This is a genomic window from Pseudomonas sp. TE3552, from assembly GCF_056278945.1.
Genome location: NZ_JBWBQJ010000001.1, coordinates 2,943,154 through 2,966,386 on the forward strand (window position 1 = coordinate 2,943,154; position 23,233 = coordinate 2,966,386).

The 23,233-nt window shown below is 61.2% G+C and carries 26 protein-coding genes; 15 read left to right on the top strand and 11 right to left on the bottom strand.

Going from position 1 to position 23,233, the window contains the following annotated elements; all coding sequences use genetic code 11:
- Positions 1 to 155 precede the first annotated feature (155 nt).
- Positions 156 to 1,367 (bottom strand): cytochrome c biogenesis protein DipZ, encoded by a 1,212-nt coding sequence (locus ACZ9BB_RS13040; protein ID WP_476214133.1) that lies wholly within the window; start codon positions 1,365 to 1,367, stop codon positions 156 to 158.
- Positions 1,368 to 1,421: 54 nt separating this feature from the next.
- Positions 1,422 to 1,685, bottom strand: coding sequence for a DUF2790 domain-containing protein (locus tag ACZ9BB_RS13045; RefSeq protein ID WP_476214134.1), 264 nt, complete (start codon positions 1,683 to 1,685; stop codon positions 1,422 to 1,424).
- 295 nt (positions 1,686 to 1,980) lie between these two features.
- Between ACZ9BB_RS13045 and ACZ9BB_RS13050 the strand changes: the two genes are divergently transcribed.
- A complete protein-coding gene (locus tag ACZ9BB_RS13050) occupies positions 1,981 to 2,721 on the top strand; it encodes a response regulator (RefSeq protein WP_026345826.1) in 741 nt (246 codons plus the stop codon).
- Positions 2,718 to 4,028, top strand: coding sequence for an ATP-binding protein (locus ACZ9BB_RS13055; protein ID WP_476214135.1), 1,311 nt, complete (start codon positions 2,718 to 2,720; stop codon positions 4,026 to 4,028). The genes ACZ9BB_RS13050 and ACZ9BB_RS13055 overlap by 4 nt, the downstream gene beginning before the upstream one ends.
- Before the next feature lie 47 nt (positions 4,029 to 4,075).
- Here ACZ9BB_RS13055 and ACZ9BB_RS13060 read toward each other — a convergent pair whose 3' ends face one another.
- Both ACZ9BB_RS13060 and ACZ9BB_RS13065 read right to left on the bottom strand, forming a co-directional pair.
- Entirely contained in the window at positions 4,076 to 4,834 is a 759-nt protein-coding gene (locus ACZ9BB_RS13060; protein ID WP_476214136.1) for an HvfC family RiPP maturation protein, read from the bottom strand.
- Positions 4,827 to 5,666: an HvfB family MNIO-type RiPP peptide maturase gene (locus ACZ9BB_RS13065; RefSeq protein ID WP_476214137.1), complete on the bottom strand. Its 840-nt coding sequence runs from the start codon at positions 5,664 to 5,666 to the stop codon at positions 4,827 to 4,829. Before ACZ9BB_RS13065 ends, ACZ9BB_RS13060 begins: the two co-directional genes overlap by 8 nt.
- Positions 5,667 to 5,965: 299 nt before the next feature.
- On the opposite strand from ACZ9BB_RS13065, the gene ACZ9BB_RS13070 reads away from it, so the two are divergent.
- Positions 5,966 to 7,012 carry a class I SAM-dependent methyltransferase gene (locus tag ACZ9BB_RS13070; RefSeq protein ID WP_476214138.1) on the top strand — a complete coding sequence of 349 codons (1,047 nt, stop codon included), beginning with the start codon at positions 5,966 to 5,968 and terminating at the stop codon, positions 7,010 to 7,012.
- Between the two features lie 119 nt (positions 7,013 to 7,131).
- Here ACZ9BB_RS13070 and ACZ9BB_RS13075 read toward each other — a convergent pair whose 3' ends face one another.
- The gene (locus ACZ9BB_RS13075) at positions 7,132 to 8,028 is read right to left on the bottom strand and encodes a LysR substrate-binding domain-containing protein (RefSeq protein WP_476214139.1); all 897 of its coding nucleotides are present in this window, start codon (positions 8,026 to 8,028) and stop codon (positions 7,132 to 7,134) included.
- Positions 8,029 to 8,178: 150 nt separating this feature from the next.
- On the opposite strand from ACZ9BB_RS13075, the gene ACZ9BB_RS13080 reads away from it, so the two are divergent.
- The 3 genes from ACZ9BB_RS13080 to ACZ9BB_RS13090 are packed head-to-tail and all read left to right on the top strand — an operon-like array spanning position 8,179 to position 10,772.
- Positions 8,179 to 8,877 (top strand): CoA transferase subunit A, encoded by a 699-nt coding sequence (locus tag ACZ9BB_RS13080; protein ID WP_217858550.1) that lies wholly within the window; start codon positions 8,179 to 8,181, stop codon positions 8,875 to 8,877.
- A 36-nt stretch (positions 8,878 to 8,913) separates the two neighbouring features.
- On the top strand, positions 8,914 to 9,579 hold the full coding sequence (locus ACZ9BB_RS13085) for a CoA transferase subunit B (RefSeq protein ID WP_476214140.1): 666 nt from the start codon (positions 8,914 to 8,916) through the stop codon (positions 9,577 to 9,579).
- 11 nt (positions 9,580 to 9,590) lie between these two features.
- The gene (locus ACZ9BB_RS13090) at positions 9,591 to 10,772 is read left to right on the top strand and encodes an acetyl-CoA C-acetyltransferase (RefSeq protein WP_476214141.1); all 1,182 of its coding nucleotides are present in this window, start codon (positions 9,591 to 9,593) and stop codon (positions 10,770 to 10,772) included.
- Between the two features lie 163 nt (positions 10,773 to 10,935).
- On the opposite strand, the gene ACZ9BB_RS13095 is transcribed toward ACZ9BB_RS13090, so the two are convergent.
- Positions 10,936 to 11,538: an NADPH-dependent F420 reductase gene (locus ACZ9BB_RS13095; RefSeq protein WP_476214142.1), complete on the bottom strand. Its 603-nt coding sequence runs from the start codon at positions 11,536 to 11,538 to the stop codon at positions 10,936 to 10,938.
- A 111-nt stretch (positions 11,539 to 11,649) separates the two neighbouring features.
- Between ACZ9BB_RS13095 and ACZ9BB_RS13100 the strand changes: the two genes are divergently transcribed.
- Entirely contained in the window at positions 11,650 to 12,552 is a 903-nt protein-coding gene (locus tag ACZ9BB_RS13100) for a LysR substrate-binding domain-containing protein (RefSeq protein WP_476214143.1), read from the top strand.
- A gap of 65 nt (positions 12,553 to 12,617) precedes the next feature.
- Complete coding sequence (locus tag ACZ9BB_RS13105; protein WP_476214144.1) at positions 12,618 to 13,400, top strand: hypothetical protein; 783 nt, start codon at positions 12,618 to 12,620, stop codon at positions 13,398 to 13,400.
- A gap of 57 nt (positions 13,401 to 13,457) precedes the next feature.
- Here the strand turns inward: ACZ9BB_RS13105 and ACZ9BB_RS13110 are convergent, their stop codons facing one another.
- The gene (locus tag ACZ9BB_RS13110) at positions 13,458 to 13,763 is read right to left on the bottom strand and encodes a hypothetical protein (RefSeq protein ID WP_476214145.1); all 306 of its coding nucleotides are present in this window, start codon (positions 13,761 to 13,763) and stop codon (positions 13,458 to 13,460) included.
- Positions 13,764 to 14,138: 375 nt separating this feature from the next.
- On the opposite strand from ACZ9BB_RS13110, the gene ACZ9BB_RS13115 reads away from it, so the two are divergent.
- Positions 14,139 to 14,726: a DcrB/PsbP domain-containing protein gene (locus ACZ9BB_RS13115; protein ID WP_476214146.1), complete on the top strand. Its 588-nt coding sequence runs from the start codon at positions 14,139 to 14,141 to the stop codon at positions 14,724 to 14,726.
- 11 nt (positions 14,727 to 14,737) lie between these two features.
- On the opposite strand, the gene ACZ9BB_RS13120 is transcribed toward ACZ9BB_RS13115, so the two are convergent.
- Positions 14,738 to 15,454 carry an alpha/beta hydrolase gene (locus tag ACZ9BB_RS13120; RefSeq protein WP_476214147.1) on the bottom strand — a complete coding sequence of 239 codons (717 nt, stop codon included), beginning with the start codon at positions 15,452 to 15,454 and terminating at the stop codon, positions 14,738 to 14,740.
- 227 nt (positions 15,455 to 15,681) lie between these two features.
- Between ACZ9BB_RS13120 and ACZ9BB_RS13125 the strand changes: the two genes are divergently transcribed.
- Positions 15,682 to 16,326 (top strand): type 1 glutamine amidotransferase, encoded by a 645-nt coding sequence (locus tag ACZ9BB_RS13125; protein ID WP_476214148.1) that lies wholly within the window; start codon positions 15,682 to 15,684, stop codon positions 16,324 to 16,326.
- Positions 16,327 to 16,484: 158 nt separating this feature from the next.
- On the opposite strand, the gene ACZ9BB_RS13130 is transcribed toward ACZ9BB_RS13125, so the two are convergent.
- Positions 16,485 to 16,919, bottom strand: a complete 435-nt coding sequence (locus ACZ9BB_RS13130; protein WP_476214149.1) for a rhodanese-like domain-containing protein — start codon at positions 16,917 to 16,919, stop codon at positions 16,485 to 16,487.
- A 101-nt stretch (positions 16,920 to 17,020) separates the two neighbouring features.
- Here ACZ9BB_RS13130 and ftrA point away from each other — a divergent pair, with 101 nt between their 5' ends.
- Complete coding sequence (ftrA, locus tag ACZ9BB_RS13135) at positions 17,021 to 18,010, top strand: transcriptional regulator FtrA (RefSeq protein ID WP_476214150.1); 990 nt, start codon at positions 17,021 to 17,023, stop codon at positions 18,008 to 18,010.
- Here ftrA and cobF read toward each other — a convergent pair.
- Both cobF and ACZ9BB_RS13145 read right to left on the bottom strand, forming a co-directional pair.
- Positions 17,979 to 18,734, bottom strand: coding sequence for a precorrin-6A synthase (deacetylating) (gene cobF, locus ACZ9BB_RS13140; protein WP_476214151.1), 756 nt, complete (start codon positions 18,732 to 18,734; stop codon positions 17,979 to 17,981). The genes ftrA and cobF overlap by 32 nt on opposite strands.
- A complete protein-coding gene (locus tag ACZ9BB_RS13145) occupies positions 18,734 to 19,306 on the bottom strand; it encodes a histidine phosphatase family protein (RefSeq protein WP_476214152.1) in 573 nt (190 codons plus the stop codon). The genes cobF and ACZ9BB_RS13145 overlap by 1 nt, the downstream gene beginning before the upstream one ends.
- 342 nt (positions 19,307 to 19,648) lie before the next feature.
- On the opposite strand from ACZ9BB_RS13145, the gene ACZ9BB_RS13150 reads away from it, so the two are divergent.
- Genes ACZ9BB_RS13150 through ACZ9BB_RS13165 form a run of 4 tightly spaced genes read left to right on the top strand, consistent with a single transcriptional unit; the run spans position 19,649 to position 23,214 of the window.
- Positions 19,649 to 20,503 (top strand): MurR/RpiR family transcriptional regulator, encoded by an 855-nt coding sequence (locus tag ACZ9BB_RS13150; RefSeq protein WP_476214153.1) that lies wholly within the window; start codon positions 19,649 to 19,651, stop codon positions 20,501 to 20,503.
- Positions 20,504 to 20,505: 2 nt separating this feature from the next.
- Positions 20,506 to 21,150 (top strand): cysteine hydrolase family protein, encoded by a 645-nt coding sequence (locus ACZ9BB_RS13155; RefSeq protein WP_476214154.1) that lies wholly within the window; start codon positions 20,506 to 20,508, stop codon positions 21,148 to 21,150.
- A complete protein-coding gene (locus ACZ9BB_RS13160; protein WP_476214155.1) occupies positions 21,147 to 22,478 on the top strand; it encodes a type I glutamate--ammonia ligase in 1,332 nt (443 codons plus the stop codon). Before ACZ9BB_RS13155 ends, ACZ9BB_RS13160 begins: the two co-directional genes overlap by 4 nt.
- Positions 22,462 to 23,214, top strand: a complete 753-nt coding sequence (locus ACZ9BB_RS13165; RefSeq protein ID WP_476214156.1) for an N-formylglutamate amidohydrolase — start codon at positions 22,462 to 22,464, stop codon at positions 23,212 to 23,214. The genes ACZ9BB_RS13160 and ACZ9BB_RS13165 overlap by 17 nt, the downstream gene beginning before the upstream one ends.
- Positions 23,215 to 23,233 lie beyond the last annotated feature (19 nt).

Genomic DNA, 23,233 nt, shown 5'->3' on the forward strand with positions numbered 1-23,233 from the left:
GGTGATGACGGGGTCGGCAGTGATCCCGTCGTCCACAAACTATCGCTCCCGGATACGTAACCGTCCTGTCCGGTCGTCCGGCAACCCCACGAAATACACCGCTCTCCGATGCATGGTCGTCCATCTGTAACGGCGTATTAACAGATGAGATTGCTTTACGCGGCAGGCGCCTTGGCATCGATCAGCAGTTGCCGGATCATCTGCTCCTGAGTCTCGTACCCGCCCTCGCCAAAGTGGGTGTAACGCACCTGGCCCTTGGCATCGATCAGGTAGTGAGCGGGCCAGTACTGATTGTCGAAGGCGCGCCAGATCGCGTAGTTGTTGTCGATCGCCACCGGGTAGGTAATGCCGAGCTTCTTCACTTGATCGCGGACGTTGTCGATGATGCGTTCGTAGCCGTATTCAGGGGTGTGCACGCCGATCACGAGCAAGCCGTCCTGCTCATATTTCTTCGCCCAGTCCTTCACGTAGGGCAAGGTGTGTTGGCAGTTGATGCAGTCGTACGTCCAGAAATCCACCAGCACCACTTTGCCGCGCAGGGAATCGCTGCCCAGCGCTGGCGAGTTGAGCCATTGGACCGCGCCCGACAGTGACGGCATCGCGCCTTGAGCCGTGCCCATGGTCGAGTCGGCCTTGACCTTGCTGACCAAGTAATCGATGACTTTCGGTACGCTTTCCAGCACCCGCTGTTCAACCCTGCTGACGCCTTCGGACGAGGTGCCGGCGAGCAGCCTGTTGTCGGCGCCGGTAGAGATCACTGCCGCCGCGATCAACACCGCAACCCCCGTGCCGCGACGCAGCCAGCCAGTGACTGGAATCGACGGTTTCAAGCGATTGACCAGGCCGCGACCGGCGAAGATCAAAGTGCCCAGGGACAACGCACTGCCCAGGCCGTACGCCACCAATAACAAACTGGTCTGGGCGTTGGCGCCTTGCAGCATGGCCCCGGTGAGGATCACCCCCAGGATCGGCCCGGCACACGGCGCCCACAGCAGCCCGGTGGCGACGCCGATCAGCACCGAGCCCAACGGGCCAGAGACTTTGCGGGTGTCAGGGTCGAGGCGATTGCCCAACAGCACGAACGGACGCGCCAGCCAGCCGCCGATCCGCGCAGATATCAGCGACAAGGCAAACAGCACCATCACGATCAACGCCACATGGCGGCCAGTGTTGTTGGCTTGTATCACCCAGTCGCTGCTGACCACGGCCAGGCTGGAGATCAGGGCAAAGGTCAGGGCCATGCCACCGAGGGTGAGCAGGATCGAGGAACGCGTACGTTCAACACCGGCAAACAGAAACGGCACGACCGGGAGGATGCAGGGGCTGAGGACGGTCAAAATGCCGCCCAGGAATGCGATGAGAAACATGGGGATCACCTTGAAATGCGAGTTCCATGTGGGAGCGAGGAGGTTCTACAGACCTCAGTTGTTTTCGTTGCAGCCATCCGCGAATTTGCGGTAATCCAGCACCTGGGTTTTGTCTTGGGAATCCAGGTAGGTCATCCGCGCATTTACAATCCCGCAGGCAGGCGTAGTGTCCTGTTTCATCGACAGCACTTTCTGGATATCCAGGTGCGTGCCGTAGGTGTAGGTTTGGGCGGCGACGTCGGCTTCGGCACGGGCCGACAAGGTGCAGAGGTTCAGTGCGGCAAACAGGCAGGCGGCGTAGACGGCTTTGGTGTTCATGGCGGGTTCCTCGACAGGTCAATGTGCAGTGGGTCGAGGCGGTTGGGTTTGCCTCGATGGAACCTATTTGAAGCCCGCGAGGTATCTCGTCTGTGTCGGGAACAGGCCCGTGTAAATCGCTACGTATCAGCGCCGGCCCGGGATACACAGCGATACAAAACGCCCGGGATCGGCTGTTTTTGCATCCCCGTGTATCCGCCGATATACCCGATACACTGCAATACAAAAGGCAGCGGGCGAGCGGGCCAAGGCTCGATAGACTGCGCGATAACTTCCACTCAAGAGGCTTGGCCCCATGGAACACGTCGATCACATTCTCATCGTGGACGATGACCGCGAGATCCGGGAACTGGTAGGCAATTACCTGAAGAAGAACGGTCTGCGCACCACCGTGGTGGCGGATGGACGGCAGATGCGCGCGTTTCTGGAGACCACGCCGGTGGACCTGATCGTGCTCGACATCATGATGCCGGGCGACGATGGCCTGCTGCTCTGCCGCGAGTTGCGTGCCGGCAAACACAAAGCCACGCCGGTGCTGATGCTCACCGCGCGCAACGATGAAACCGATCGCATCATCGGCCTTGAAATGGGCGCCGACGATTACCTGGTCAAACCGTTCGCCGCCCGTGAATTACTCGCCCGGATCAACGCCGTGCTGCGCCGTACGCGGATGCTGCCGCCGAATCTGGTGATCACCGAAAGCGGTCGCCTGCTGGGGTTCGGTCGCTGGCGCCTGGACACCTCGGCCCGGCATCTGCTGGATCAGGACGGCACCATGGTCGCCCTCAGCGGCGCGGAATATCGCTTGCTGCGGGTGTTCCTCGATCATCCTCAGCGGGTACTCAATCGCGACCAATTGCTCAATCTGACTCAAGGCCGCGACGCCGATCTGTTCGACCGCTCCATCGACTTGCTGGTGAGCCGCTTGCGCCAGCGCCTGCTTGACGATGCCCGGGAACCGGCCTACATCAAGACCGTGCGCAGTGAAGGCTATGTGTTTTCCCTGCCGGTGGAAGTGCTCGGTGCGCCGTCATGAGTCTGGCGCTGCACTGGCCGCGCACGCTGGCCTCACGGCTGTCGCTGATTTTTCTGGTCGGCCTGATCCTCGCCCAGGCGCTGTCTTTTGGCGCCCAGTACTACGAGCGTTATGAAAGCGCGAAAAACACCATGCTGGGCAACCTGGAAACCGACGTCTCGACGTCCCTCGCCATCCTCGACCGCTTGCCCGCCAACGAGCGCGCCAACTGGCTGCAGCGTCTGGAACGCGCCAACTATGGCTATCTGCTGAATGAAGGTTCGCCGGGCATGCCCATGGCACCCCGCGATGTGTCGATTGCAGTGACCTCGATTCAGGACGCCATTGGCCATGATTACCCACTGACCTTTACCGACATCCCTGGCCCGAAGAAACATTTCCAGGCCCACCTGAAACTGAAGGACGGCAGCCCCGTCACCATTGATGTGCGGCCGTCGATGGTGCCGTTGTCGCCGTGGTTGCCGGCGGTATTGCTGGGGCAACTGGCATTGATGATCGCCTGCACCTGGCTGGCCGTGAGAATCGCCATCCGTCCCCTCACCCGCCTCGCCCAAGCGGTGGAAACCCTCGACCCCAACACCCACGCCGTGCACCTGGACGAAAAAGGCCCGACCGAAGTCGCCTACGCCGCCAGGGCGTTCAATGCGATGCAGGCGCGCATTGCGGCTTATCTCAAGGAACGCATGCAGTTGTTGGCGGCGATTTCCCACGACCTGCAAACCCCGATCACGCGCATGAAACTGCGTGCCGAATTCATGGACGACTCCAGTGAGAAAGACAAACTGTGGAACGACCTCGGCGAGATGGAACACCTGGTGCGCGAAGGCGTGGCCTATGCCCGCAGCATCCACGGCTCCACCGAGGAAAGCCGCCGTACCGATCTGGACTCATTCCTCGACAGCCTGGTGTTCGACTATCAGGACATGGGTAAAGCGGTGCAATTGGGAGGCAAAAGCGCCGCAGTGATCGACACCCGGCCCCATGCCTTGCGGCGGGTGCTGGTGAACCTGATAGACAACGCGCTGAAATTCGCCGGCGCGGCAGAGTTGTGGGTGGAGGTGAATGCCGACGGCAGCTTGTCGGTGAAAGTGATGGACCGTGGACCGGGAATTGCCGAAGAGCAATTGGCCCAGGTGATGGAGCCGTTCTACCGCGTAGAGAATTCGCGTAACCGCAGCACTGGAGGAACCGGATTGGGGTTGGCGATTGCCCAGCAGTTGGCCATCGCGATTGGTGGATCGCTGAAATTGAGCAATCGCGAGGGCGGTGGTTTATGTGCGGAACTCAAGTTGCCGACAACCCAATAACCGCCACAAATCCCTGTGGTAGCGGGTGGTTGGGGGATTGCGTGCGGTCAGGTAGCTATGCCGATTACCCCTTCTCCATGCATCTGCTGCAACAATGCCAACCCACTGTCGATAAACGCCGGCGACCCAACCATCCCTGCCTCCACCGCCAGCCCTTGCAGCTGCGCCCGGCCATCGAGCAGAGGAAACGTCTCGATCCGCTGCAACAACCGCCACGCCAACGGGCTCAGTTCGGAAAACTGCACACTCCAGTCCTCCGACCGGCGAACCAACAGCAACGTCGGCTGAGTCGGTGGCACTTGCGGCTGGTAATCCGGCCCCACCTTTTGCACCGGCCAGGCATACGCCAACGGCCAGGCCAGTGGTGAAACCTGCAAGGGTCGGCCCAGCAACAACCCGGCATCGCTGGGCGGCAACGGCTCGGCGGCGGATTGTTGCAGCGCCATTTCGACCCACTCGTAATGCGCCAGCTCGACCATGAACGGTGGCCACGGTCCATCGCTCAACGCCAGCGGCATCGATGCGAGGAACTCGACAAACTCCTGGGCGATTTCGCCGAATTTTGGCGTGTGAGCACGGTGGTCCCGCAGGAAAATCCTCAGCAGAGAACGCCAGTCACTGTCGCCCACTGTCTTCACCAGCACTGGAAAGGTGCCGCTGAGCAACGACGACAGATTCGAAAACACCAGGTCGCGATAAACCTGCGCCCGGCTCACATCCATCCCGGTCGGCGGCGCACAGTGGTCGGGGTCGCGCAGGTAGCGAGTCAATGTGTCTTGGTGCTGATACAGCGTCGGCTTATCCACGGCTCACCCCCGCACCTTGCAACCGGCGAATAGTCTGCAATTCGCTCACCCATTCAGAGAACGCCGGAAAGTTGAAATCCCGCTCAAGCAGCGTCGGCTGCACACCGAACCGCGCATACGCCTGGGCCAGCAGCGACCAGACCACCGGTTTGACCGAGGCGCCATGGGTGTCGATTTTCAGCGTGTCAGATACATCGAAATGCCCCGCCACGTGCATGGCGACCACCCTTGTTGCGTCGATGCCAGCCAGGAACGTCTGCGGGTCAAAGCCGTGATTGATCGAATTCACGTAGACATTGTTGACGTCCAGCAACAGGTCGCAATCGGCTTCACGCAGCACTGCGTTGGTGAACGTCAATTCGTCCATGTCCTGCTGCGGCGCGGCGTAGTAAGAGACGTTTTCCACCGCCAGGCGCCGACCGAGAATGTCCTGGGATTGACGAATTCGCGCGGCAACGTGCTGCACGGCTTCTTCGGTAAACGGCAACGGCAGCAGGTCGTAAAGATGACCGTCATCGCTGCAATAGCTCAGGTGTTCGCTGTACAGCGGCACTTGATGGTGATCGAGGAACACCCGCACTTCTTGCAGGAACCCGACATCCAGCGGCGCCGGCCCGCCCAACGACAACGACAAGCCGTGGCAGGACAACGGATAACGCTCGGTCAGGGCACGAAACGCCGCGCCATGAGCGCCGCCGATGCCGATCCAGTTTTCCGGCGCGACTTCCAGAAAGTCGAAAGCGCCCACCGGGGCCGCTTGAAGGTCCTTCAGCAAACCGCGGCGCAAACCTATCCCGACAGTGGCTTTCGTTGATGTGAGGGGAGTCTGCATGGTGTCGATCTCATCCAGTGTGACCGGTCTCCAGCATCTGAAAGCTCAGTGCCGGCCGGCAGACCCAGTCAAGCGCCGCGATGTGTCGGGGCTGTGTGCACAAACGCCTTTCTTCACAGGGCACTGTATCGGACAGGCAGCCAGATACAGTGGGATACACGAACTAGACTTGTTGATTACCCCCACGGGGGAGCCAGGACGCGGTTATCGTCCTGTTCATTCCCACGATCACCGCCCAAAGGTGCACGCCTCGACAAACAATGCCTCTGGAGCGTGATCCTGCTGAAGGAGAACACCTGATGGACGAGGCCAGACTCAATGATTTCATGGGCAAACTGGTAAACGACATGGGCGGCGCGGCGATGCTCGCCAACGTCATTCTCGGCGAAGAACTTGGCCTGTACCGGGCCATGGCCGACAGTCAACCAGTGACCCCCGAAGCACTCGCCGCGAAAACCGGCTGTAACACCCGCCTGCTGCGTGAATGGCTCAGCGCCCACGCTGCCTCTGGTTACATGGAACACCACGACGGCCAGTTCCACCTGCCCGAAGAGCAAGCCCTGGCGCTGGCGATCGAAGACTCACCGGTCTACGTGGCTGGCGGTATCGGGGTGGTCGCGTCGTTTTTCCATGACAAGGACAAACTGGTCAACGCCATGCGCGGCAACGGCGCCCTGCCCTGGGGCGATCACCATCCGTGCATGTTCAGCGGCACGGAACGGTTCTTCCGGCCAGGGTACAAGGCACATCTGGTCGGCGAATGGCTACCGGCCCTCGACGGAGTGGTCGCCAAACTGGAGGCTGGCGCGAAGGTGGCGGATATCGGCTGCGGCCATGGTGCCTCGACGGTGATCATGGCCCAGGCGTTTCCGAATTCGCGGTTCGTCGGTTTCGATTACCACGCGCCTTCTGTCACCGTCGCCACCCAGCGTGCCGAAGAAGGTGGCGTATCCGGCCGGGCCCGGTTCTTCCAAGGCACCGCCAAGAGCTATCCGGGCGACGACTATGACCTGGTCTGCTACTTCGACTGCCTGCACGACATGGGTGATCCGGTGGGTGCCGCACGGCATGCCTATGAATCGCTCAAACCCGACGGCACGGTGCTGCTGGTGGAGCCCTTCGCCAACGACACACTCGACGACAACACCAATCCGGTGGGACGGCTGTTCTACGCCGCCTCGACCTTTATCTGCACACCCAACTCGCTGTCCCAGGAAGTCGGCCTCGGGCTCGGCGCCCAGGCAGGCGAAGCACGGTTGCGCAAGGTCTTCACCGAAGCGGGGTTCACGCAATTCCGACGGGCCACGGAAACGCCGTTCAACCTGATATTGGAGGCGCGTAAATAAGGGCAGGTTGGTTTGCCCGGATGCAACTGACGAAACCGGATCCTGTGGGAGCGGGCTTTTGTGGCGAGGGGGCTTGCCCCCTCGCCACAAAAGCTCACTCCCACAGGGGACGGTGATCATCACGCGGAGAGGCGTTCGCCAAGGTTTTCGGCCTTGAGAATATCGAACAATGCCTGCGCCGCCGCCGACAGTTCATGCCCGGTCGTCAGCACCCCGATTGCCCGTTCCACCACTGGGTCGCGCAGGGTAATGCAACGCGCGCCCAGTTCGCGCATCTGCCCGGCGCACAACGCCGGCACCGCGCTGACGCCCAGTCCGCTGGCCACCATCCGCCCGACCGTCGCCAGTTGATGACTTTCAAACTCCACCGGCAATTTCATGCCCCGCGCTTGCAGATGCTCTTCGAGCATCACCCGCACCGTCGACGGTCGCTGCAAGGTAATGAACGGTTCCTTGAGCAAGGTCTGCCAATCGATGTCACCCAAGTCTGCCAGCGGTGAATCAAACGGCACCACGGCCACAAACCGGTCGATGTACAACGGCGTGAATGCCAGCGATGAACTCTGGGTTGGTTCAAACGCCACGCCCAATTCCACCTGGCGGTCGCGAACCATTTCCAGCACCTGCTCGTTGATCACGTCGTTCACCGTGACGTTGACCTTGGGGTAGCGCGCGCGAAAGTTCTTGAGGATCGGCGGCAGCAGGTTGCCGGCAAACGACGGCATCGCCGCCAGGGTCACGCGACCGCGTTGCAGAGTGAAACGTTGGCGCAATTCATCCTCGGCATTGTCCCAGTCCGCGATCAACCGACGGGCCAGGGGCAGCAGCGATTCGCCTTCCGCAGTCAGGGTGACGTTGCGGGTATTGCGGGTGAACAGGCGCCCGCCCAGCCCCTCCTCCAGTGCCTTGATGGTCAGGCTCAACGCCGACTGCGAAAGATGCAGGCGCTCGCAAGCCACGGCAAAACTCAAACTCTGGGCCACGGCCAGGAACGCGCGGATCTGTTTGACGGTCATGGCCACTGTCTCCAACGTCGTATCGGGATTGATTGGTGAGTTTTATCTATCAATCAACCTTAAAAATCAACTTAACAAATAAATCCTCTGGCGCGACACTCCTTCCCCATCCGGCTAGCCAGCCGCCCACAAAGAATAAAAGAGGTGCATATGGCAGGGTTCGACAAGCGCGTGTATTCCTATGAGGAAGCGATGGCAGGTCTTGAGGACGGCATGACCGTGATCTCCGGCGGCTTCGGCCTGTGCGGGATTCCGGAAAACCTCATCGCCGAGATCCAGCACCGAGGCACGCGTGATCTCACCGTGGTGTCCAACAACTGCGGTGTCGACGGTTTCGGCCTCGGTGTGCTGCTGGTGGACCGGCAGATCCGCAAGGTAGTGGCCTCCTACGTCGGCGAAAACGCGCTGTTCGAGAAACAACTGCTGAGCGGCGAAATCGAAGTCGTCCTGACACCTCAAGGCACCCTCGCCGAGAAAATGCGCGCAGGTGGTGCCGGCATCCCGGCGTTCTTCACCGCCACCGGCGTCGGCACCCCGGTGGCCGACGGCAAGGAAGTGCGTGAATTCAAGGGCCGCAAATACCTGATGGAAGAGTCCATCACCGGTGACTTCGCCATCGTCAAAGGCTGGAAGGCCGACCATTTCGGTAACGTGGTCTATCGCCACACCGCCCAGAACTTCAACCCGCTGGCCGCCACCGCCGGCAAGATCACCGTGGTCGAAGTAGAAGAAATCGTCGAACCCGGCGAGCTGGACCCGTCGCAGATCCACACCCCTGGCATCTACGTCGACCGGGTCATTTGCGGCACGTTCGAGAAGCGCATCGAACAGCGCACCGTGCGTAAGTGATCCCCTGCCCCCGGACCGAATGAAGGAATAACAACAATGGCACTTTCCCGCGAACAAATGGCTCAGCGCGTCGCCCGCGAAATGCAGGACGGCTACTACGTGAACCTCGGCATCGGCATTCCGACCCTGGTCGCCAACTACATCCCTGAAGGCATGGAAGTCATGCTGCAATCGGAAAACGGCCTGCTCGGCATGGGCGCCTTTCCGACCGACGCCGAAGTCGACGCCGACATGATCAACGCCGGTAAGCAAACCGTGACCGCACGCATCGGCGCGTCGATTTTCTCGTCCGCCGAATCGTTCGCGATGATTCGCGGCGGCCACATCGACCTGACCGTGCTGGGCGCGTTCGAAGTGGATGTCGAAGGCAACATCGCCTCCTGGATGATCCCCGGCAAACTGGTCAAGGGCATGGGCGGCGCAATGGATCTGGTGGCCGGTGCAGATAACATCATCGTCACCATGACCCACGCTTCCAAGGACGGCGAGTCGAAACTGCTGCCGCGTTGCAGCCTGCCGCTGACCGGTGCCGGCTGCATCAAACGCGTGCTGACCGACCTGGCCTACCTGGAAATCCGGGACGGTGCGTTCGTGCTCAAGGAGCGTGCGCCGGGCGTGAGCGTCGAGGAAATCGTCGCCAAAACCGCCGGTAAACTGATCGTGCCTGAACACGTCCCGGAAATGCAGTTCGCTGCCCAGTGAGGAATTCTTCCATGCAAGACGTTGTGATTGTTGCCGCCACTCGCACTGCCATCGGCAGTTTCCAGGGTTCGTTGGCCAATGTGTCCGCGGTTGATCTCGGTGCCGCGGTAATCCGCCAGTTGCTGGCGCAAACCGATCTGGACCCGGCGCAAGTCGATGAAGTGATCATGGGCCAGGTATTGACCGCCGGCGCCGGGCAGAACCCTGCGCGGCAGGCCGCGATCAAGGCCGGCCTGCCCTTCGCCGTGCCGGCCATGACCCTGAACAAGGTCTGCGGCTCGGGCCTGAAAGCGCTGCACCTGGCGGCGCAGGCGATTCGCTGCGGCGATGCCGAGGTAATCATCGCCGGTGGCCAGGAAAACATGAGCCTGGCCAATTACGTCATGCCGGGCGCCCGCACCGGCCTGCGCATGGGCCACAGCCAGATCGTCGACACGATGATCAGCGACGGTTTGTGGGATGCGTTCAACGATTACCACATGGGCATCACTGCCGAGAATCTGGCTGAGAAATACAGCCTGACCCGCGAACAACAGGACGCCTTCGCTGCCGCCTCGCAGCAAAAAGCCGTGGCCGCCCTCGAAGCCGGGCGGTTTGCCGATGAGATCACGCCGATCCTGATCCCCCAGCGCAAGGGCGAACCGTTGTCCTTCGCCACCGACGAACAGCCTCGGGCCGGCACCACCGCCGATTCCCTGGGCAAACTGAAAGCGGCCTTCAAGAAGGACGGCTCGGTGACTGCCGGCAACGCTTCTTCGCTGAACGATGGCGCTGCTGCAGTCTTGCTGATGAGCGCCGCTAAAGCCAAGGCCCTCGGCCTGCCGGTGCTGGCAAAAATCGCCGCCTATGCCAACGCGGGCGTCGACCCGGCGATCATGGGCATCGGCCCGGTCAGCGCCACCCGCCGGTGCCTGGACAAGGCCGGTTGGTCCATCGATCAACTGGACCTGATCGAAGCCAACGAAGCCTTCGCCGCGCAATCGCTGGCGGTGGCCAAGGATCTGGAATGGGACCTGAACAAGGTCAACGTCAACGGCGGCGCCATTGCCCTGGGCCATCCGATCGGCGCCTCGGGTTGCAGGGTGCTGGTGACCTTGTTGCATGAAATGATCAAGCGTGACGCGAAGAAAGGTCTGGCCACACTGTGCATCGGTGGTGGTCAGGGTGTGGCGTTGGCCATCGAAAGGGCGTAAGCCTCTCTGGCTACACCCGATACCCTGTGGCGAGGGAGCTTGCTCCCGCTGGGCTGCGCAGCGGCCCCAAAATCTCGGGACTTTTCGCAGATTTTGCGAGTGCTACGCACTCAAGCGGGAGCAAGCTCCCTCGCCACAAACCGGGTTCCTTTTTGTCTGACCCTCAGGCAAATTTCACCAGGTTCAAGACTGGCAATGGACCGCCCGGAAACTGCACCAGCCGCGCCCCGACACTCAGTTCGCCCAGATCGATTCCAAAGAACCCCAACCGCTCGATCAACGCAGCCACCTGGGCCTTGGCCTCGGCATCATCACCAGAAAGAAAAAGCACCCGCCGACCGCCCTCCGCCTTCGGATCGCTCTCAAGCAGATGCGCCTGCAGGTGATTGAACGCTTTGACCACCCGTGCGCCAGGCACCCATTCAGCGAACACTTCGCTGGACGGACGCCCCTGCAGATCCACCGCTTTGAACGATGGCACCTCGATCGAATTGTTCGCATCGATCACAATCCGCCCGCCGAAATCTGGCAGCCCGGCCAGTGCCGTCGGTAACTTCGACCAATTCACTGCCACCAAAACAATCGGCTGTGCAGCCGCTTCTTCACGGGTGCCCGCCCGCGCTGTCGGCCCGAGTTCTTCTACCAGAGAGGCCAGGGTTTGCGGACCGCGGCTGTTGGCGATAACGATTTCAATGCCCTGACGGGACAATGCTTTGGCGAAGGCTGTGCCGATGGCGCCGGCGCCGATGATTCCGATTGTGCTCATGGTGTTTCACTCCGTGGTGGGTTGATGGAGTGAATACTGCACTTGCCATTGCGACTTGATTAGACGGTAATAACTTGAATAATCTTCAAGCATTACTATCAGGTATCTGAGATGGAAACCCTCGCCAACCTCGAGTCTTTCGTGCGCAGCGCCGAAACCGGCAGCTTTTCCGCCGCTGCACGGTTATTGGCGCTGACCCCCGCCGCTGTCAGCCGCAACGTGGCGATGCTCGAACGCAACCTCGGTGTGCGGCTGTTTCAGCGCTCGACGCGCAAGTTGTCGCTGACCGAAGCCGGGGAGCGTTTTCTGGCGAGTATCAGCGGCAATCTGCAAGGGTTGCAGGCAGCGATCAGTGCGGTATCCAGTGATCGCGGGGAGCCGGCGGGCGTGCTCAAGGTCAGCCTGGCGCCGACTTTTGGCATCGGCCATGTGTTGCCGTTGTTGCCGGCATTTCTGGCGCGCTACCCGCTGATCCGTCCCGAGTGGCACTTCGAAAACCGCCAGGTGGACCTGATCGCCGAAGGGTATGACGCGGCCATCGGCGGCGGTTTCGAATTGACGCCTGGAGTCATCTCCCGGACATTGGCGGCGGCGCATGTGGTGGCAGTGGCCTCACCGGCCTACATGGCCGGACGTACGCCACCTGACAGCCCCGCGGACCTGGCTCAGTACCACGGGATTGTGATGCGCGGCATTCGCACCGGGCGACTTCGCCACTGGGTCATGCAGGACGGCGCAGGCAATGAAGCAGGCGCCGATCTGAGTGAAAACATCGTACTCAATGACCCGGCCGCCATGCGCGAAGCGGCCCTGCTCGGCCTCGGTGTGACGCTGCTGGTGTTGCCCGATGTCATCGCCAATATCCAGCGTGGCGAACTGGTTCGCTTGTTACCGGACTGGCATGCCGACGCGGGGCCGATTTCGCTGTATTACCCAAGCCGCACGCTGATGCCGGCCAAGACCCGGGTGTTTATCGATTATCTGGTCGAAGCGTTTGGGCGGGAGACCGCGTAATCGTTCTGAACAATCCATCGCCCGCAATGCTAACGTGGTCGGCCCACATGATCGGAGACGCATGTGTGCTAATGCTCAAACTGCTGGTGATTCCGGGGTTTCTCTTGCTGATTTCCCTGGCCGGAAAACGCTGGGGCCCAAGCGTGGCCGGTTGGCTGTCGGGGTTGCCGGTGGTGGTGGGGCCGATTCTGTTCTTCCTCGCCATTGAGCAGGGCCAGGTGTTCGCCGCTCAGGCGGCGACGGCGGCGCTGTCGGCAATGTTCGCCATGATTGCCTTCTGCGTGACCTACGCTCAGGTTGCACAACGCTTGAGCTGGCCGTGGGCACTGATGATTTCATTGCTGGTCTGGGGATTGGCTGCCGGTGTGCTGTCGCTGATCCCGTCTTCGCTGGTGTTCTCGGTAATCGCGGCCGCCACCGCATTACTGGCCGCGCCGTACCTGTTTCCCTCGGTGCAACCTGTCGTTTCAGGCCCGACGCCGAAGTCCGACAAACTGTTGCTGCGCATGATGGCCGGCGCAATGCTCACGCTGGCCGTGACGTTGCTGGCCAGTACCGTCGGCGAACGCTGGAGCGGGCTGCTCGCGGTATTCCCGGTGCTGGGCAGTGTGATGGCGGTGTTTTCCCAGCAGACTCGCGGCCCGGCGTTTACTGCAGCGTTGCTCAGGGCGACGGCGACCGGGATGTATTCGTTTGCGGCGTTTTGTCTGGTGCTGGCGCTGGCGCTGCCGGCGTGGGGTTGGTGGGGGTTTGCGACGGGAGTCGGAGTATCGCTGGGGATGTTATTGATCACAAAACGGCTGGTATTGTACTCAAGCAGCGGCAAATTGAATGAAGTGGATGCCTAACGGTAACGCGAGATTAATAGGCATCCATCACAGCCTTGAGTGTCACAAGCCGAATCGCTAACGACGGCCCCTGTCATCTAAATCAGGAAAATCATAACTATAGCGATCGGAGCAAGATGCGTTCGGCGGTACCCCGTCACTGGCGAGACACACCACTACATCGAACCGGCCTTTTGACGGGGTATTCGATGCCTGCATGCTGAACTCAATAGTCTCTTGGTTCATGTAAGTTCCTAGAGGGAGCCATTGACCTGCTTTTTCATAGTAGGCCGCTATTTTTTGATTTATAGGCGCTTTGCCCTGAATAAAAACTGGGTAGCCTAAGTTTTCAATTTTAGTAATGACAATTTTGGAATCAGCCATATCCGTAACTCTCTCACTTTATCGACAACCGATAAGTTTCAAGCCCATTCTTCTCTGCCTCAAAAGCGTTGCCTACCTGTTAGAAATAACAGTTTCGACGAACGGCGACGATGATCGCCGCATCTCGCCACGAGGTGTGATCACACACTGTGTAGCAGCTGGCGAAGCCTGCGTTCGGCTGCGCAGCAGTCGTGAAATCCGGCACTGCGGTCTTTAAGGAATACTGTGTACGCAGGTTTAACGACTGCTTCGCAGTCGAACGCAGCCTCGCGGGCTCGACAGCTGCTACCCCGGACGCAACCTGCGGCAGCTGCTACAGATCGCAATCCGTGGGATGATCGCCGTCATCGCGCGATCATCCCACGGAGAGTTTGAATGTCATTGTTGAGTAAAAAAGCCGTTGTTCTGCTGCTCATGGCGGCTACCAGTCTCGGCGCCCTGAATGCGCAAGCGGCCAAAACCACTGCTGGCGACAAAGCGCCCACCCAGAAGGTCTCGATGCTCGGCGGCAAGTTCAATTTCACCCTGCCCAAGGGTTTTATCGCCAACCCGTTGCCAGCCGGCGACGCAGCCACCGGTACCGCTGGGGCGACTGGCACGATGTACACCAACCAGACCACCAAAACCGTGGTAATCGCTGCCGAAAACACGATCCCCGGCGGCGTCAACGTCAAGGACAACGACGGTGAATTCCTCGACTCCACCGTGTCCGCCTTCGCCACGGAGCAACGCAATGCCTTGCCGGACTTCAACAAAACCAGCGAAAAAAGCCTGACCCAGAAAGGCACGGGCCTGGGCCTTCGGCAGATCGACAGCACCGCCACCCAGGGCGGCGGCATGACCCTCGATACCACGCTGATGGCCGCTTCCGGCACGCGCATGGCCATCGTTCAGATCATTTCCCGCCCCAACGACAAAACAGGCCACGAGACGCTGGTCAAACAAATCGTCATCGGCAAATAAACCCGACCCACTCAGGGATTGAGACGCTGCAGCCAGGCGCTCAAATCCTGCATCTCAGTGGCACTGATGCTGTGGCCGACACCTTCGTAGGCATGGAACTCTGGCTTGAGTGACAGGCGCTGCAACAGGCTGTCGGCCTCAGTACCGTCGTTGTAGGGCAGGAGTTTGTCGGCGGTGCCATGACCGATGAAAATCGCCAGCTGCTGGCGTTTTTCATCCGGTTTGAGCTCGGATTCGAGCACCGGCAGAATTCGCCCGCTCAGTGCCGCAATTCCTCCCACTACGTCGGGATGACGCAACGCGACCTCGTAGGACATCATCGCGCCCTGGCTGAAACCCACCAGGAATACCTTGTCCGCTTCGGTGTGATATTTCTTCGCCGCTTGTGCGACAAAATCCCTCAGCACCTGGCCGCTGGCCTTCAGGTCGTCCGTCTCGCCGTTATAGGCGCCCTCGCCCTTCTGGCGAAACCACTGGTAACTGCCCTCTTCCATCGTCATCGGCGCGCGCACCGACAGGTAGTTGTACTGCGGCGGCAGTTCATCCTTGATGCCGAACAGATCCTGCTCGTTGCTGCCGTAACCGTGCAGGAAAATGACCAAGGGCTGGTTGCGGGATTCAGCGTTGGCCTGTTCCAGGTATTTGAGCGGCAGATCGGTGTGCAGCGGGGTTTGAGCGTGGACGGCGGTGGACGCCAGGAGCGTGAGCAGAGCGAGCAACTTCAACATAAGCCTTCCTTCACAGCGCGCAGGGTTCAGGGCAGAGCCTAACACTGTGAGGCATGCCGGGGCATTTCAGGTGCGTGCGCCGAGCTGGTGCAAGGGCTGTAGGACAATCCCTCGTTTCAGATAAAACCTACAAGGTTTCGGCTGCTGATCCGATTGAAGAATCGCACTGGCGATGATCATTTTTTTACGCCACATTGCCTCCACCCCGTCCCTGAAAGAGAAGCGTGATGCCTACGTTGAACCTGATCCAGCACCATCCTGCCGAAGGCCCCGGCGCCATTGCTCAATGGGCCCGGTCCCGAGACATTACGCTGAATGTGTTTCGCGCCGACCTCGGTCAGTTGCCGCCAGTGAGTGCGGCACCGGTGATCCTGTTGGGCGGGCCTTATGAATCCAATGCCGGGCCGACGTGGCTGGAAGCGGAGCGTCAGTGGCTGGCCGGGAGTCTGGATCAGGGCGCGGCGGCGTTTGCGATCTGCCTGGGGGCGCAGTTGCTGGCGTTGGGCCTGGGTGGCGATGTGCGGCGGATGGCTCACAGCGAAACCGGCTGGACTGCCGTGACCTTTGCCGATGGCCAGACGTTGAAGGTGCTGGAATGGCACGAAGACGCGATCGATCTACCGCCGGGCGCGCAGTTGCTGGCCAGCAGTGAGGTTTGTGAGCAGCAGATGTACCGCGTCGGCCCGACGCGGGTGGGGTTGCAGTTCCACCCGGAATGGAATGCCGAATCGGTAGCGATCCTTAATGAGTACTTTGCCGAGGAATCGCCGCTGCCTCGAGGGCCACAGGACAGCGCCGCCTATGCCGCCGTCAATGACTGGTTGCAGGGGAAGCTGGATGGCTGGTGGGCAGCGTCATCAGCCAATCGCTGAACCTGAAACTGATGGACTTTTGTGGCGAGGGAGCTTGCTCCCGCTCGGCTGCGAAGCAGTCGTAAATCCTTGGGGATCGCGGTGACTGGTTTGGGGGCCGCTTCGCGACCCAACGGGAGCAAGCTCCCTCGCCACATTTGATCACCTTTGCCTGAGCGTCAGCATTCGCAACCAATCACCGCCGTAGCGGTGTGTGCAACCGCAACACTCAATTCAAACCCTTCATCCAGCCACCCGGTCACCCCGCCGATCATCTCCTTGACCGGGTAACCCAGCGCCGCCAGTTTCACCGCGGCCTTGTTGGCGCCGTTGCAGTGAGGCCCGGCGCAATAGACCACGAATAATGTGGATTTCGGATAAAGCGCCAGGCCGTCAGCCGTGATCAGTCGGCCCGGGATGTTGATCGCGCCCGGTACATGCCCGCGTTCGAACGCCAACGGTCCGCGCACGTCCACCAGGACAAAATCCACCTCGCCGGCCTGTTGGCTGCCATAGACGTCGGAACAATCGGTCTCGAAGGTCAGACGGTTGCTGAAATGCATCAGGGCGATTGCGGACGGGGCGGCGGGAATCTCGCGAACCAGGCTGGTCATGGGCTGTACTCCAAAGTGTCGGTGGGTGTGGGAAGACTTTATCTGCCCCGCGCTTGCCGCTACAGTGGCGCACAAGACACTCACCGGGAACTTTCCGCCAAATGCAGCCCACCCCTGGATTGGTCGCGATTCTGGCCTACGACGGCCTCTGCACATTCGAATTCGGCATCGCCGTGGAGATCTTCGGCCTAGCGCGGCCGGAGTTCGATTTCCCTTGGTATGAGCATCGCATCGTCGCCGTCGACCAAGGGCCGATGCGCGCCATGGGCGGCATTCAGGTACTGGCCGACGGCGGGATGGAACTGCTCGAAAGCGCCCGGACCATCATTATTCCCGGCTGGCGTGACCGCAGCGCATCGGTGCCGGAACCCTTGCTCGCTGCTTTGCGTCAGGCCCACGCCCGGGGCGCGCGGTTACTGTCGATCTGTTCCGGGGTGTTTGTACTGGCGGCCACCGGTTTGCTGGACGGTCACGGCGCCACCACGCATTGGCGCTACACCGCGGAACTGGCCGAACGATTTCCGAACATTCAGGTAGATCCGGATGTGCTCTACGTCGACTCGGGCCAGTTGATCACCTCGGCCGGCAGCGCCGCCGGCATCGATGCCTGCCTGCACCTGGTCGCACGGGATTTCGGCACTCAGGTGGCCAACTCGGTGGCGCGGCGCTTGGTGATGTCGCCGCAACGCACCGGCGGCCAGGCGCAGTTCATTCCGTCACCGGTCAGCCCGACGCCGCGCAGCGATCTGTCGCGGGTCATGCAATGGGCACGGGAACGCCTGCACCAACCGCTGGAGGTTCGCGACCTCGCCAGCGAGGCGGCCATGAGTGAGCGCACGTTCCTGCGTCGTTTCACCGAAGCCAGCGGCCTTCCGCCCAAGGCATGGTTGCAGCACGAACGCCTGGCCCGGGCCCGCGAGCTGCTGGAGAGTACCCGCCAGAACACTGAGCAGATTGCCCAGCACTGCGGTTATCGTTCGGTGGAGAGTTTCCGGGTGGCGTTTCGCAGCGTGGTCGGCGTGCCGCCGTCGGTGTATCGGGAGCGGTTTGGGCGTGAGGTCAAGGCTTGCGCAACAGATAGGTATCCATGATCCACCCATTCGCCAGCCGCGCCGCCTTGCGCACCCGCTCGATCTCATCCGCGACGTCCTTGAGCTTGCCGCTGATCAGGATTTCATCCGATGTCCCCAGGTAAGCCCCCCAGAAAATCTCTGTCTCCTGATCGGCCACATGATGGTAGGCATCTTGCGCATCCAGCATCACCACCAGGCTGTCGGCATCACTCACCTGCCCCGCCGCCAGCCGTCGGCCGGTGGTGATTTCAATCGAGCGACCGATGCGATTCAGCGGCACCTTATGTTGCGCCGCCAACGCCTGCACGCTGGTGATCCCGGGGATCACCTCGAACTCGAACACACAACGACCTGAAGCCAGAATCGCCTGCAAAATCCGAATGGTGCTGTCGTACAACGCCGGATCGCCCCACACCAGAAAACCGGCGCACTGCTCGTCGGTCATTTCCTCGTTGATCAAGCGCTCGAAGGTCTGCTGCTTGGCGCGGTTCAGGTCTTCGACGCTGGCCTTGTAGTCCACCTCACCGCGCTCGCGCTCCGGGCTGTGGGCTTCGACGAAGCGGTAGTCGCGATCGGTGATATAGCGTTCACAGATCTCGCGACGCAGGTCGATCAGTTTGTCTTTGCTCTGGCCCTTGTCCATGAGGAAAAACACGTCGACCCGGTTCAGCGCCTTCACTGCCTGCATGGTGATGTAGTCGGGGCTGCCGGCGCCGACTCCGATGACCAGAAGTTTTTTCATCAATGTGTCCCCTCAGAGTCCGTGCCCATCAAGCGTAGTCGCCAGCGACCGTTGAACCGCAACTCGATGGCCGACAACGGTTCGACGTCGATCTGGTTGAACGCTGCCCCCTGCAACACCTGCATCAGAGCGGCGCGGATGACAAAAGGATGGGTGATGGCCACGATGTGCCCCGGCGTCGCCTCAAGGCTATTCAACCACGTCGCCACTCGCTCACCGAGTTGCGCCACCGACTCGCCACCGTGGGGCGCCGACGTCAGGTCATTGAGCCAGGCCTGCAGCGTCTCGGGTTCGGAGGTTTGCAGGTCGTCGATCGACGTGCCTTTCCAGCGTCCGAAATCGCAATCTGCCAGTGCCGCGACAATCTCCACATTGTCGCCAAACAGCTCAGCGGTTTGGCGGGTCCGCAGTTCCGGGCCGCAGAGCAATCGCGGGGTTCCCTTGAACTGGCGGCAACGCGAGCCCTTCGCCGAATGCCAATCCATTTCCAAAGGCTCATTTGTAGGAAAACGCGCCAATTTTTGTGCGACGGTTCGAGCGTGGCACATCAGGGTCAAGCGGGTCGCCTGCACGGAAAATCACTCTATCGATGGGATGGAAACGGCACGGTGCCGAACAACCGGCTCATTGTGCCGCAAGAACCGCATTCTGAACGCATCCCTCGTAGGTGACGACTTAACCGACTGGCAGCCTCCAATTTCCCCCCAAGAAATGGCGATGTCTCACACAACCATGGGTGATGTCCTACAAAGCCAGTCAACATCCATGTAGCCCGCGGCGCACGGGGCTTACGCCCCATTTTGGGGCCTTGAAAATCCTGGGAAAAATTCACTAGACATGTAGCGCAAGTTACATAAATACTGTTTTAGCAATTTATGAAATGAAATCGACACATTCATCCAGCAGGAGCCCGGATGCCCCCTCTCAGAGACCTGATCACCGATTCCGGTTTGGACTTCACGCCTTCGGAACGCAAAGTCATACGTGCCTTGCTCGACCAGTACCCGCGTAACGGACTGGGGCCGATGTCGCGTTTGGCCGAACATGCCGGTGTCAGCGATCCGACTATCGTGCGCCTGGTAAAAAAGCTTGGTTTCAGTGGTTATGCCGACTTTCAGGAAGCATTGCTCAGCGACATGGACGACCGCCTGCGCTCGCCCAGTACCTTGTTGCAACCCCGCGCCCATCTTCAGAAAGATGCCCCCTGGAGCCACTATCTGGAGAACACCCATCAGGCATTGGCAGACACCCAGGCCCTGACCCAACCCGAAGATGTGCGCATTCTGGTCGAATGGCTGCTCGACACCCGCCATCAGGTCCATTGCTTTGGCGGCCGCTTCAGCAGCTTCCTCGCCAACTGTTTGCTCAACCACCTGCGCCTGCTGCGGCCCGGCTGTTTTGCCCTGGAAGACAACGCGCAATTGCCGGATCGCTTGTTCGACGTGCAGCGTCAGGACGTGGTGCTGGTGTTCGACTACCGGCGCTACCAGTCCCAGGCCCTGCGAGTCGCCAATGCCGTGAAGAACCGACATGCGCGGGTCGTGTTGTTCACCGACATCTATGCGTCGCCGCTGCGGGAAATGGCCGACCTGATCATCAGTGCCCCGGTGGAATCGGCGTCAGCCTTCGACTCGATGGTTCCGGCGCTGGCCCAGGTTGAAGCACTGATTGCCTGCCTGACCCTGCGCAGCCCCGATCTGGCCGATCGCCTGGAAGGCATCGACGCCCTGCGGACCGACTTCGACACTCACCTGCTGGAGGATAAATAAGGATGTTCACGCTCCCCCACCACTCGCCCCGGAACCTGCCGTTTGCCGCCGACCACACCGCGCTGTTGCTGGTGGACATGCAGCGTGCCTGGCTCGAGCCACAGTTCGACGCGCACCTCAACGGGCCGGATGCCGAATACTTTCTGACCCGCGCCCACATGCAAGTGGTGCCCAATCAACGCCGGTTGCTCAGTGCTTTTCGTAATGCACGACAAAACGTGCTGCACACGCTCATTGAAAGCCTCACCGCCGATGGTCGCGATCGCTCGCTGGACCACAAACTCTCGGACATGCACCTGCCCAAGGGCAGCCCGCAAGCGCGAATCATCGATGACCTGACGCCGGGCGAAAACGAAATCGTGTTGCCCAAGACCTCTTCCGGGGTCTTCAACTCCACCAACATCGACTACGTGCTGCGTAACCTGGAAACCCGACACCTGATCATCGCCGGCATCGTCACCGACCAGTGCGTCGACATGGCCGTGCGCGATGCCGCCGACCGTGGCTATCTGGTGACGCTGGTCGAAGATGCCTGCGCCACCTACACCGAACAACGGCATCACGCCTGCCTGAACGCCATCAAGGGCTACTGCTGGATCACCGACACCGAAACCGTGCTCAAGCGGTTGCAGGAGATGCAACCATGAGCGCACGCCTGTCGCCACTGCCCATGACCACGATCGTCACCACCGACCTGATCGGCGTGACACGCGGCCGCTCCTTCCCCACCGACGAACTCGATGCCTATCAGGTGGCCGGTTGCGGCTGGGTGCCGGCCAATAGCGCCCTGACCCCGCAAGACATCATCGCCGCCAGCAACCCATGGGGTGCTTATGGAGACTTGCGGCTGATCCCCGACTTGAGCAGCCGCGTGACCATCAACAACGGCCCGGACGCCAATGCCCCGGCGCTGGACTTCATTCATGGCGACATTCGCGAAACCGATGGCCGCCCGTGGGGCGCCTGCCCGCGTACGCTGTTGCGCAACGAGGTACAGCGTTATCGCGACGAATTGGGGTTGCAGGTCAACGCCGCGTTCGAACATGAATTCAACCTCGACAGCGGCGCGGCCGAGCATCTGGCGTTCTCCCTCGAAGCCCAGCGCCAGGGCGCCGAGTTCGGCGGCTGGCTGCTCAGCGCACTGCGTGCCGGCGGTGTGGAGCCGGAGATGTTCCTGCCGGAATACGGCAAGCACCAATACGAAATCACCTGCCGCCCGACCCTCGGCGTCGCCGCCGCCGACCGCGCGGTGAATGTGCGTGAGATCAGCCGTGAGATCGCCCGGCAAATGGGCCTGGGCCTGAGCTTCGCCCCCAAGACGTCCGCGCAGGCGGTGTGCAATGGTGTGCATCTGCACCTGAGCCTACAGGACCTGGCCGGCCAGCCGGTGATGTACGACGCTGGCGCCACCAATGGCCTGTCGACCCTCGGTCAGCATTGGGCCGCCGGCGTCCTGCGCTATTTGCCTGCGCTGTGCGCCTTTACCGCGCCGACACCGATTTCCTACGAGCGCTTGCAGCCCCACCACTGGAGCGCTTCCTACGCTTGCCTCGGCCAACGCAACCGTGAAGCGGCGCTGCGGATCTGCCCGACCGTGAGCCTGGGCGGCAAAGCCGTGGCGGCGCAGTACAACCTGGAATTTCGTGCCATGGACGCCACGGCCTCGCCGCACTTGGCCATGGCCGCATTACTGATCGCCGGGCGCCTGGGCATCGAGCAGCGCCTGGCCCTGAACGCGATCACCGATGAAGTCCCCGATTCGCTGAACGAAGAGCAACGCCAGGCGCGCGGCATCGTCGCCCTGCCCGCGTCCCTGTCCCAGGCCCTGGAATGCCTGCGCAACAGCGAGGGGCTGATCGAAGCCCTGCCGAGCGCCTTGCTGGACACCTACTTCGCCCTTAAAACCGAGGAACTGACGCTGACGGAACAGCTCTCGCCCGCCGAACTTTGTGAGCACTATGCGCGCCTGTACTGAATCCGCCGAACTGGGGCTCTACACCCGGCCCGCGTACACCCTGAGCCGGGAAGCCTCCGGGCACCCGCTGATTCTGGTCTGTGAACACGCCAGTCGTTTTATCCCGGCCGGGCTGAATGACCTGGGCCTGAGCCACAAGGCCGCTCGCGAACACATCGCCTGGGACATCGGCGCCCTGGCGCTGGCCGAGGGTTTGTCCCAAACACTGGGCGCAACCCTGTTGGCGGCCAACTATTCACGGCTGTTGGTCGACCTCAACCGCCCACGCCATGCCGCGGACAGCATTGCGTTGCAGAGCGAGATTTATCAGGTGCCGGGCAATCGGGACCTGGACGAGGCCACCCGTGAATACCGCCGTCACTGCCTGTTCACGCCCTTTCATGCTCGCTTGCAAACCTTGATCGATGCCCGTGTGGCGCAAGGTCGGCCGGTTCGAGTGGTGGGGATTCACAGTTTCACGCCGATATATTACGGCCAGCCTCGACCGCTGGAAGTCGGCGTGTTGTACGGGCAGGCCAAGGCGTACGCCCAGCAGGTGATCGACGGGCTGAGCCGACATCCCTTGAAAGTCGCCGGCAATCAACCGTACAAAATCGATCCGCTGGGTGACATGACCGTGCCGGTCCACGGCGACGCGCGAGGGCTGGATTCGGTGTTGATCGAGGTGCGCAACGATCTGCTGCGCACCCCCGAAGATATCGGCCGCTGGACCGACTATCTGGCGCCGCTGCTGTAGGACAAGCGTCAAACCTGCA

Bases quoted from the DNA above. Each gene is read 5' to 3' on its own strand.
- ACZ9BB_RS13040 (WP_476214133.1), bottom strand. From the start codon at position 1,367: ATGTTTCTCATCGCATTCCTGGGCGGCATTTTGACCGTCCTCAGCCCC.
- ACZ9BB_RS13045 (WP_476214134.1), bottom strand. From the start codon at position 1,685: ATGAACACCAAAGCCGTCTACGCCGCCTGCCTGTTTGCCGCACTGAAC.
- ACZ9BB_RS13050 (WP_026345826.1), top strand. From the start codon at position 1,981: ATGGAACACGTCGATCACATTCTCATCGTGGACGATGACCGCGAGATC.
- ACZ9BB_RS13055 (WP_476214135.1), top strand. From the start codon at position 2,718: ATGAGTCTGGCGCTGCACTGGCCGCGCACGCTGGCCTCACGGCTGTCG.
- ACZ9BB_RS13065 (WP_476214137.1), bottom strand. From the start codon at position 5,666: ATGCAGACTCCCCTCACATCAACGAAAGCCACTGTCGGGATAGGTTTG.
- ACZ9BB_RS13070 (WP_476214138.1), top strand. From the start codon at position 5,966: ATGGACGAGGCCAGACTCAATGATTTCATGGGCAAACTGGTAAACGAC.
- ACZ9BB_RS13075 (WP_476214139.1), bottom strand. From the start codon at position 8,028: ATGACCGTCAAACAGATCCGCGCGTTCCTGGCCGTGGCCCAGAGTTTG.
- ACZ9BB_RS13080 (WP_217858550.1), top strand. From the start codon at position 8,179: ATGGCAGGGTTCGACAAGCGCGTGTATTCCTATGAGGAAGCGATGGCA.
- ACZ9BB_RS13085 (WP_476214140.1), top strand. From the start codon at position 8,914: ATGGCACTTTCCCGCGAACAAATGGCTCAGCGCGTCGCCCGCGAAATG.
- ACZ9BB_RS13090 (WP_476214141.1), top strand. From the start codon at position 9,591: ATGCAAGACGTTGTGATTGTTGCCGCCACTCGCACTGCCATCGGCAGT.
- ACZ9BB_RS13095 (WP_476214142.1), bottom strand. From the start codon at position 11,538: ATGAGCACAATCGGAATCATCGGCGCCGGCGCCATCGGCACAGCCTTC.
- ACZ9BB_RS13100 (WP_476214143.1), top strand. From the start codon at position 11,650: ATGGAAACCCTCGCCAACCTCGAGTCTTTCGTGCGCAGCGCCGAAACC.
- ACZ9BB_RS13110 (WP_476214145.1), bottom strand. From the start codon at position 13,763: ATGGCTGATTCCAAAATTGTCATTACTAAAATTGAAAACTTAGGCTAC.
- ACZ9BB_RS13115 (WP_476214146.1), top strand. From the start codon at position 14,139: ATGTCATTGTTGAGTAAAAAAGCCGTTGTTCTGCTGCTCATGGCGGCT.
- ACZ9BB_RS13120 (WP_476214147.1), bottom strand. From the start codon at position 15,454: ATGTTGAAGTTGCTCGCTCTGCTCACGCTCCTGGCGTCCACCGCCGTC.
- ACZ9BB_RS13125 (WP_476214148.1), top strand. From the start codon at position 15,682: ATGCCTACGTTGAACCTGATCCAGCACCATCCTGCCGAAGGCCCCGGC.
- ACZ9BB_RS13130 (WP_476214149.1), bottom strand. From the start codon at position 16,919: ATGACCAGCCTGGTTCGCGAGATTCCCGCCGCCCCGTCCGCAATCGCC.
- ftrA (WP_476214150.1), top strand. From the start codon at position 17,021: ATGCAGCCCACCCCTGGATTGGTCGCGATTCTGGCCTACGACGGCCTC.
- cobF (WP_476214151.1), bottom strand. From the start codon at position 18,734: ATGAAAAAACTTCTGGTCATCGGAGTCGGCGCCGGCAGCCCCGACTAC.
- ACZ9BB_RS13150 (WP_476214153.1), top strand. From the start codon at position 19,649: ATGCCCCCTCTCAGAGACCTGATCACCGATTCCGGTTTGGACTTCACG.
- ACZ9BB_RS13155 (WP_476214154.1), top strand. From the start codon at position 20,506: ATGTTCACGCTCCCCCACCACTCGCCCCGGAACCTGCCGTTTGCCGCC.
- ACZ9BB_RS13160 (WP_476214155.1), top strand. From the start codon at position 21,147: ATGAGCGCACGCCTGTCGCCACTGCCCATGACCACGATCGTCACCACC.
- ACZ9BB_RS13165 (WP_476214156.1), top strand. From the start codon at position 22,462: ATGCGCGCCTGTACTGAATCCGCCGAACTGGGGCTCTACACCCGGCCC.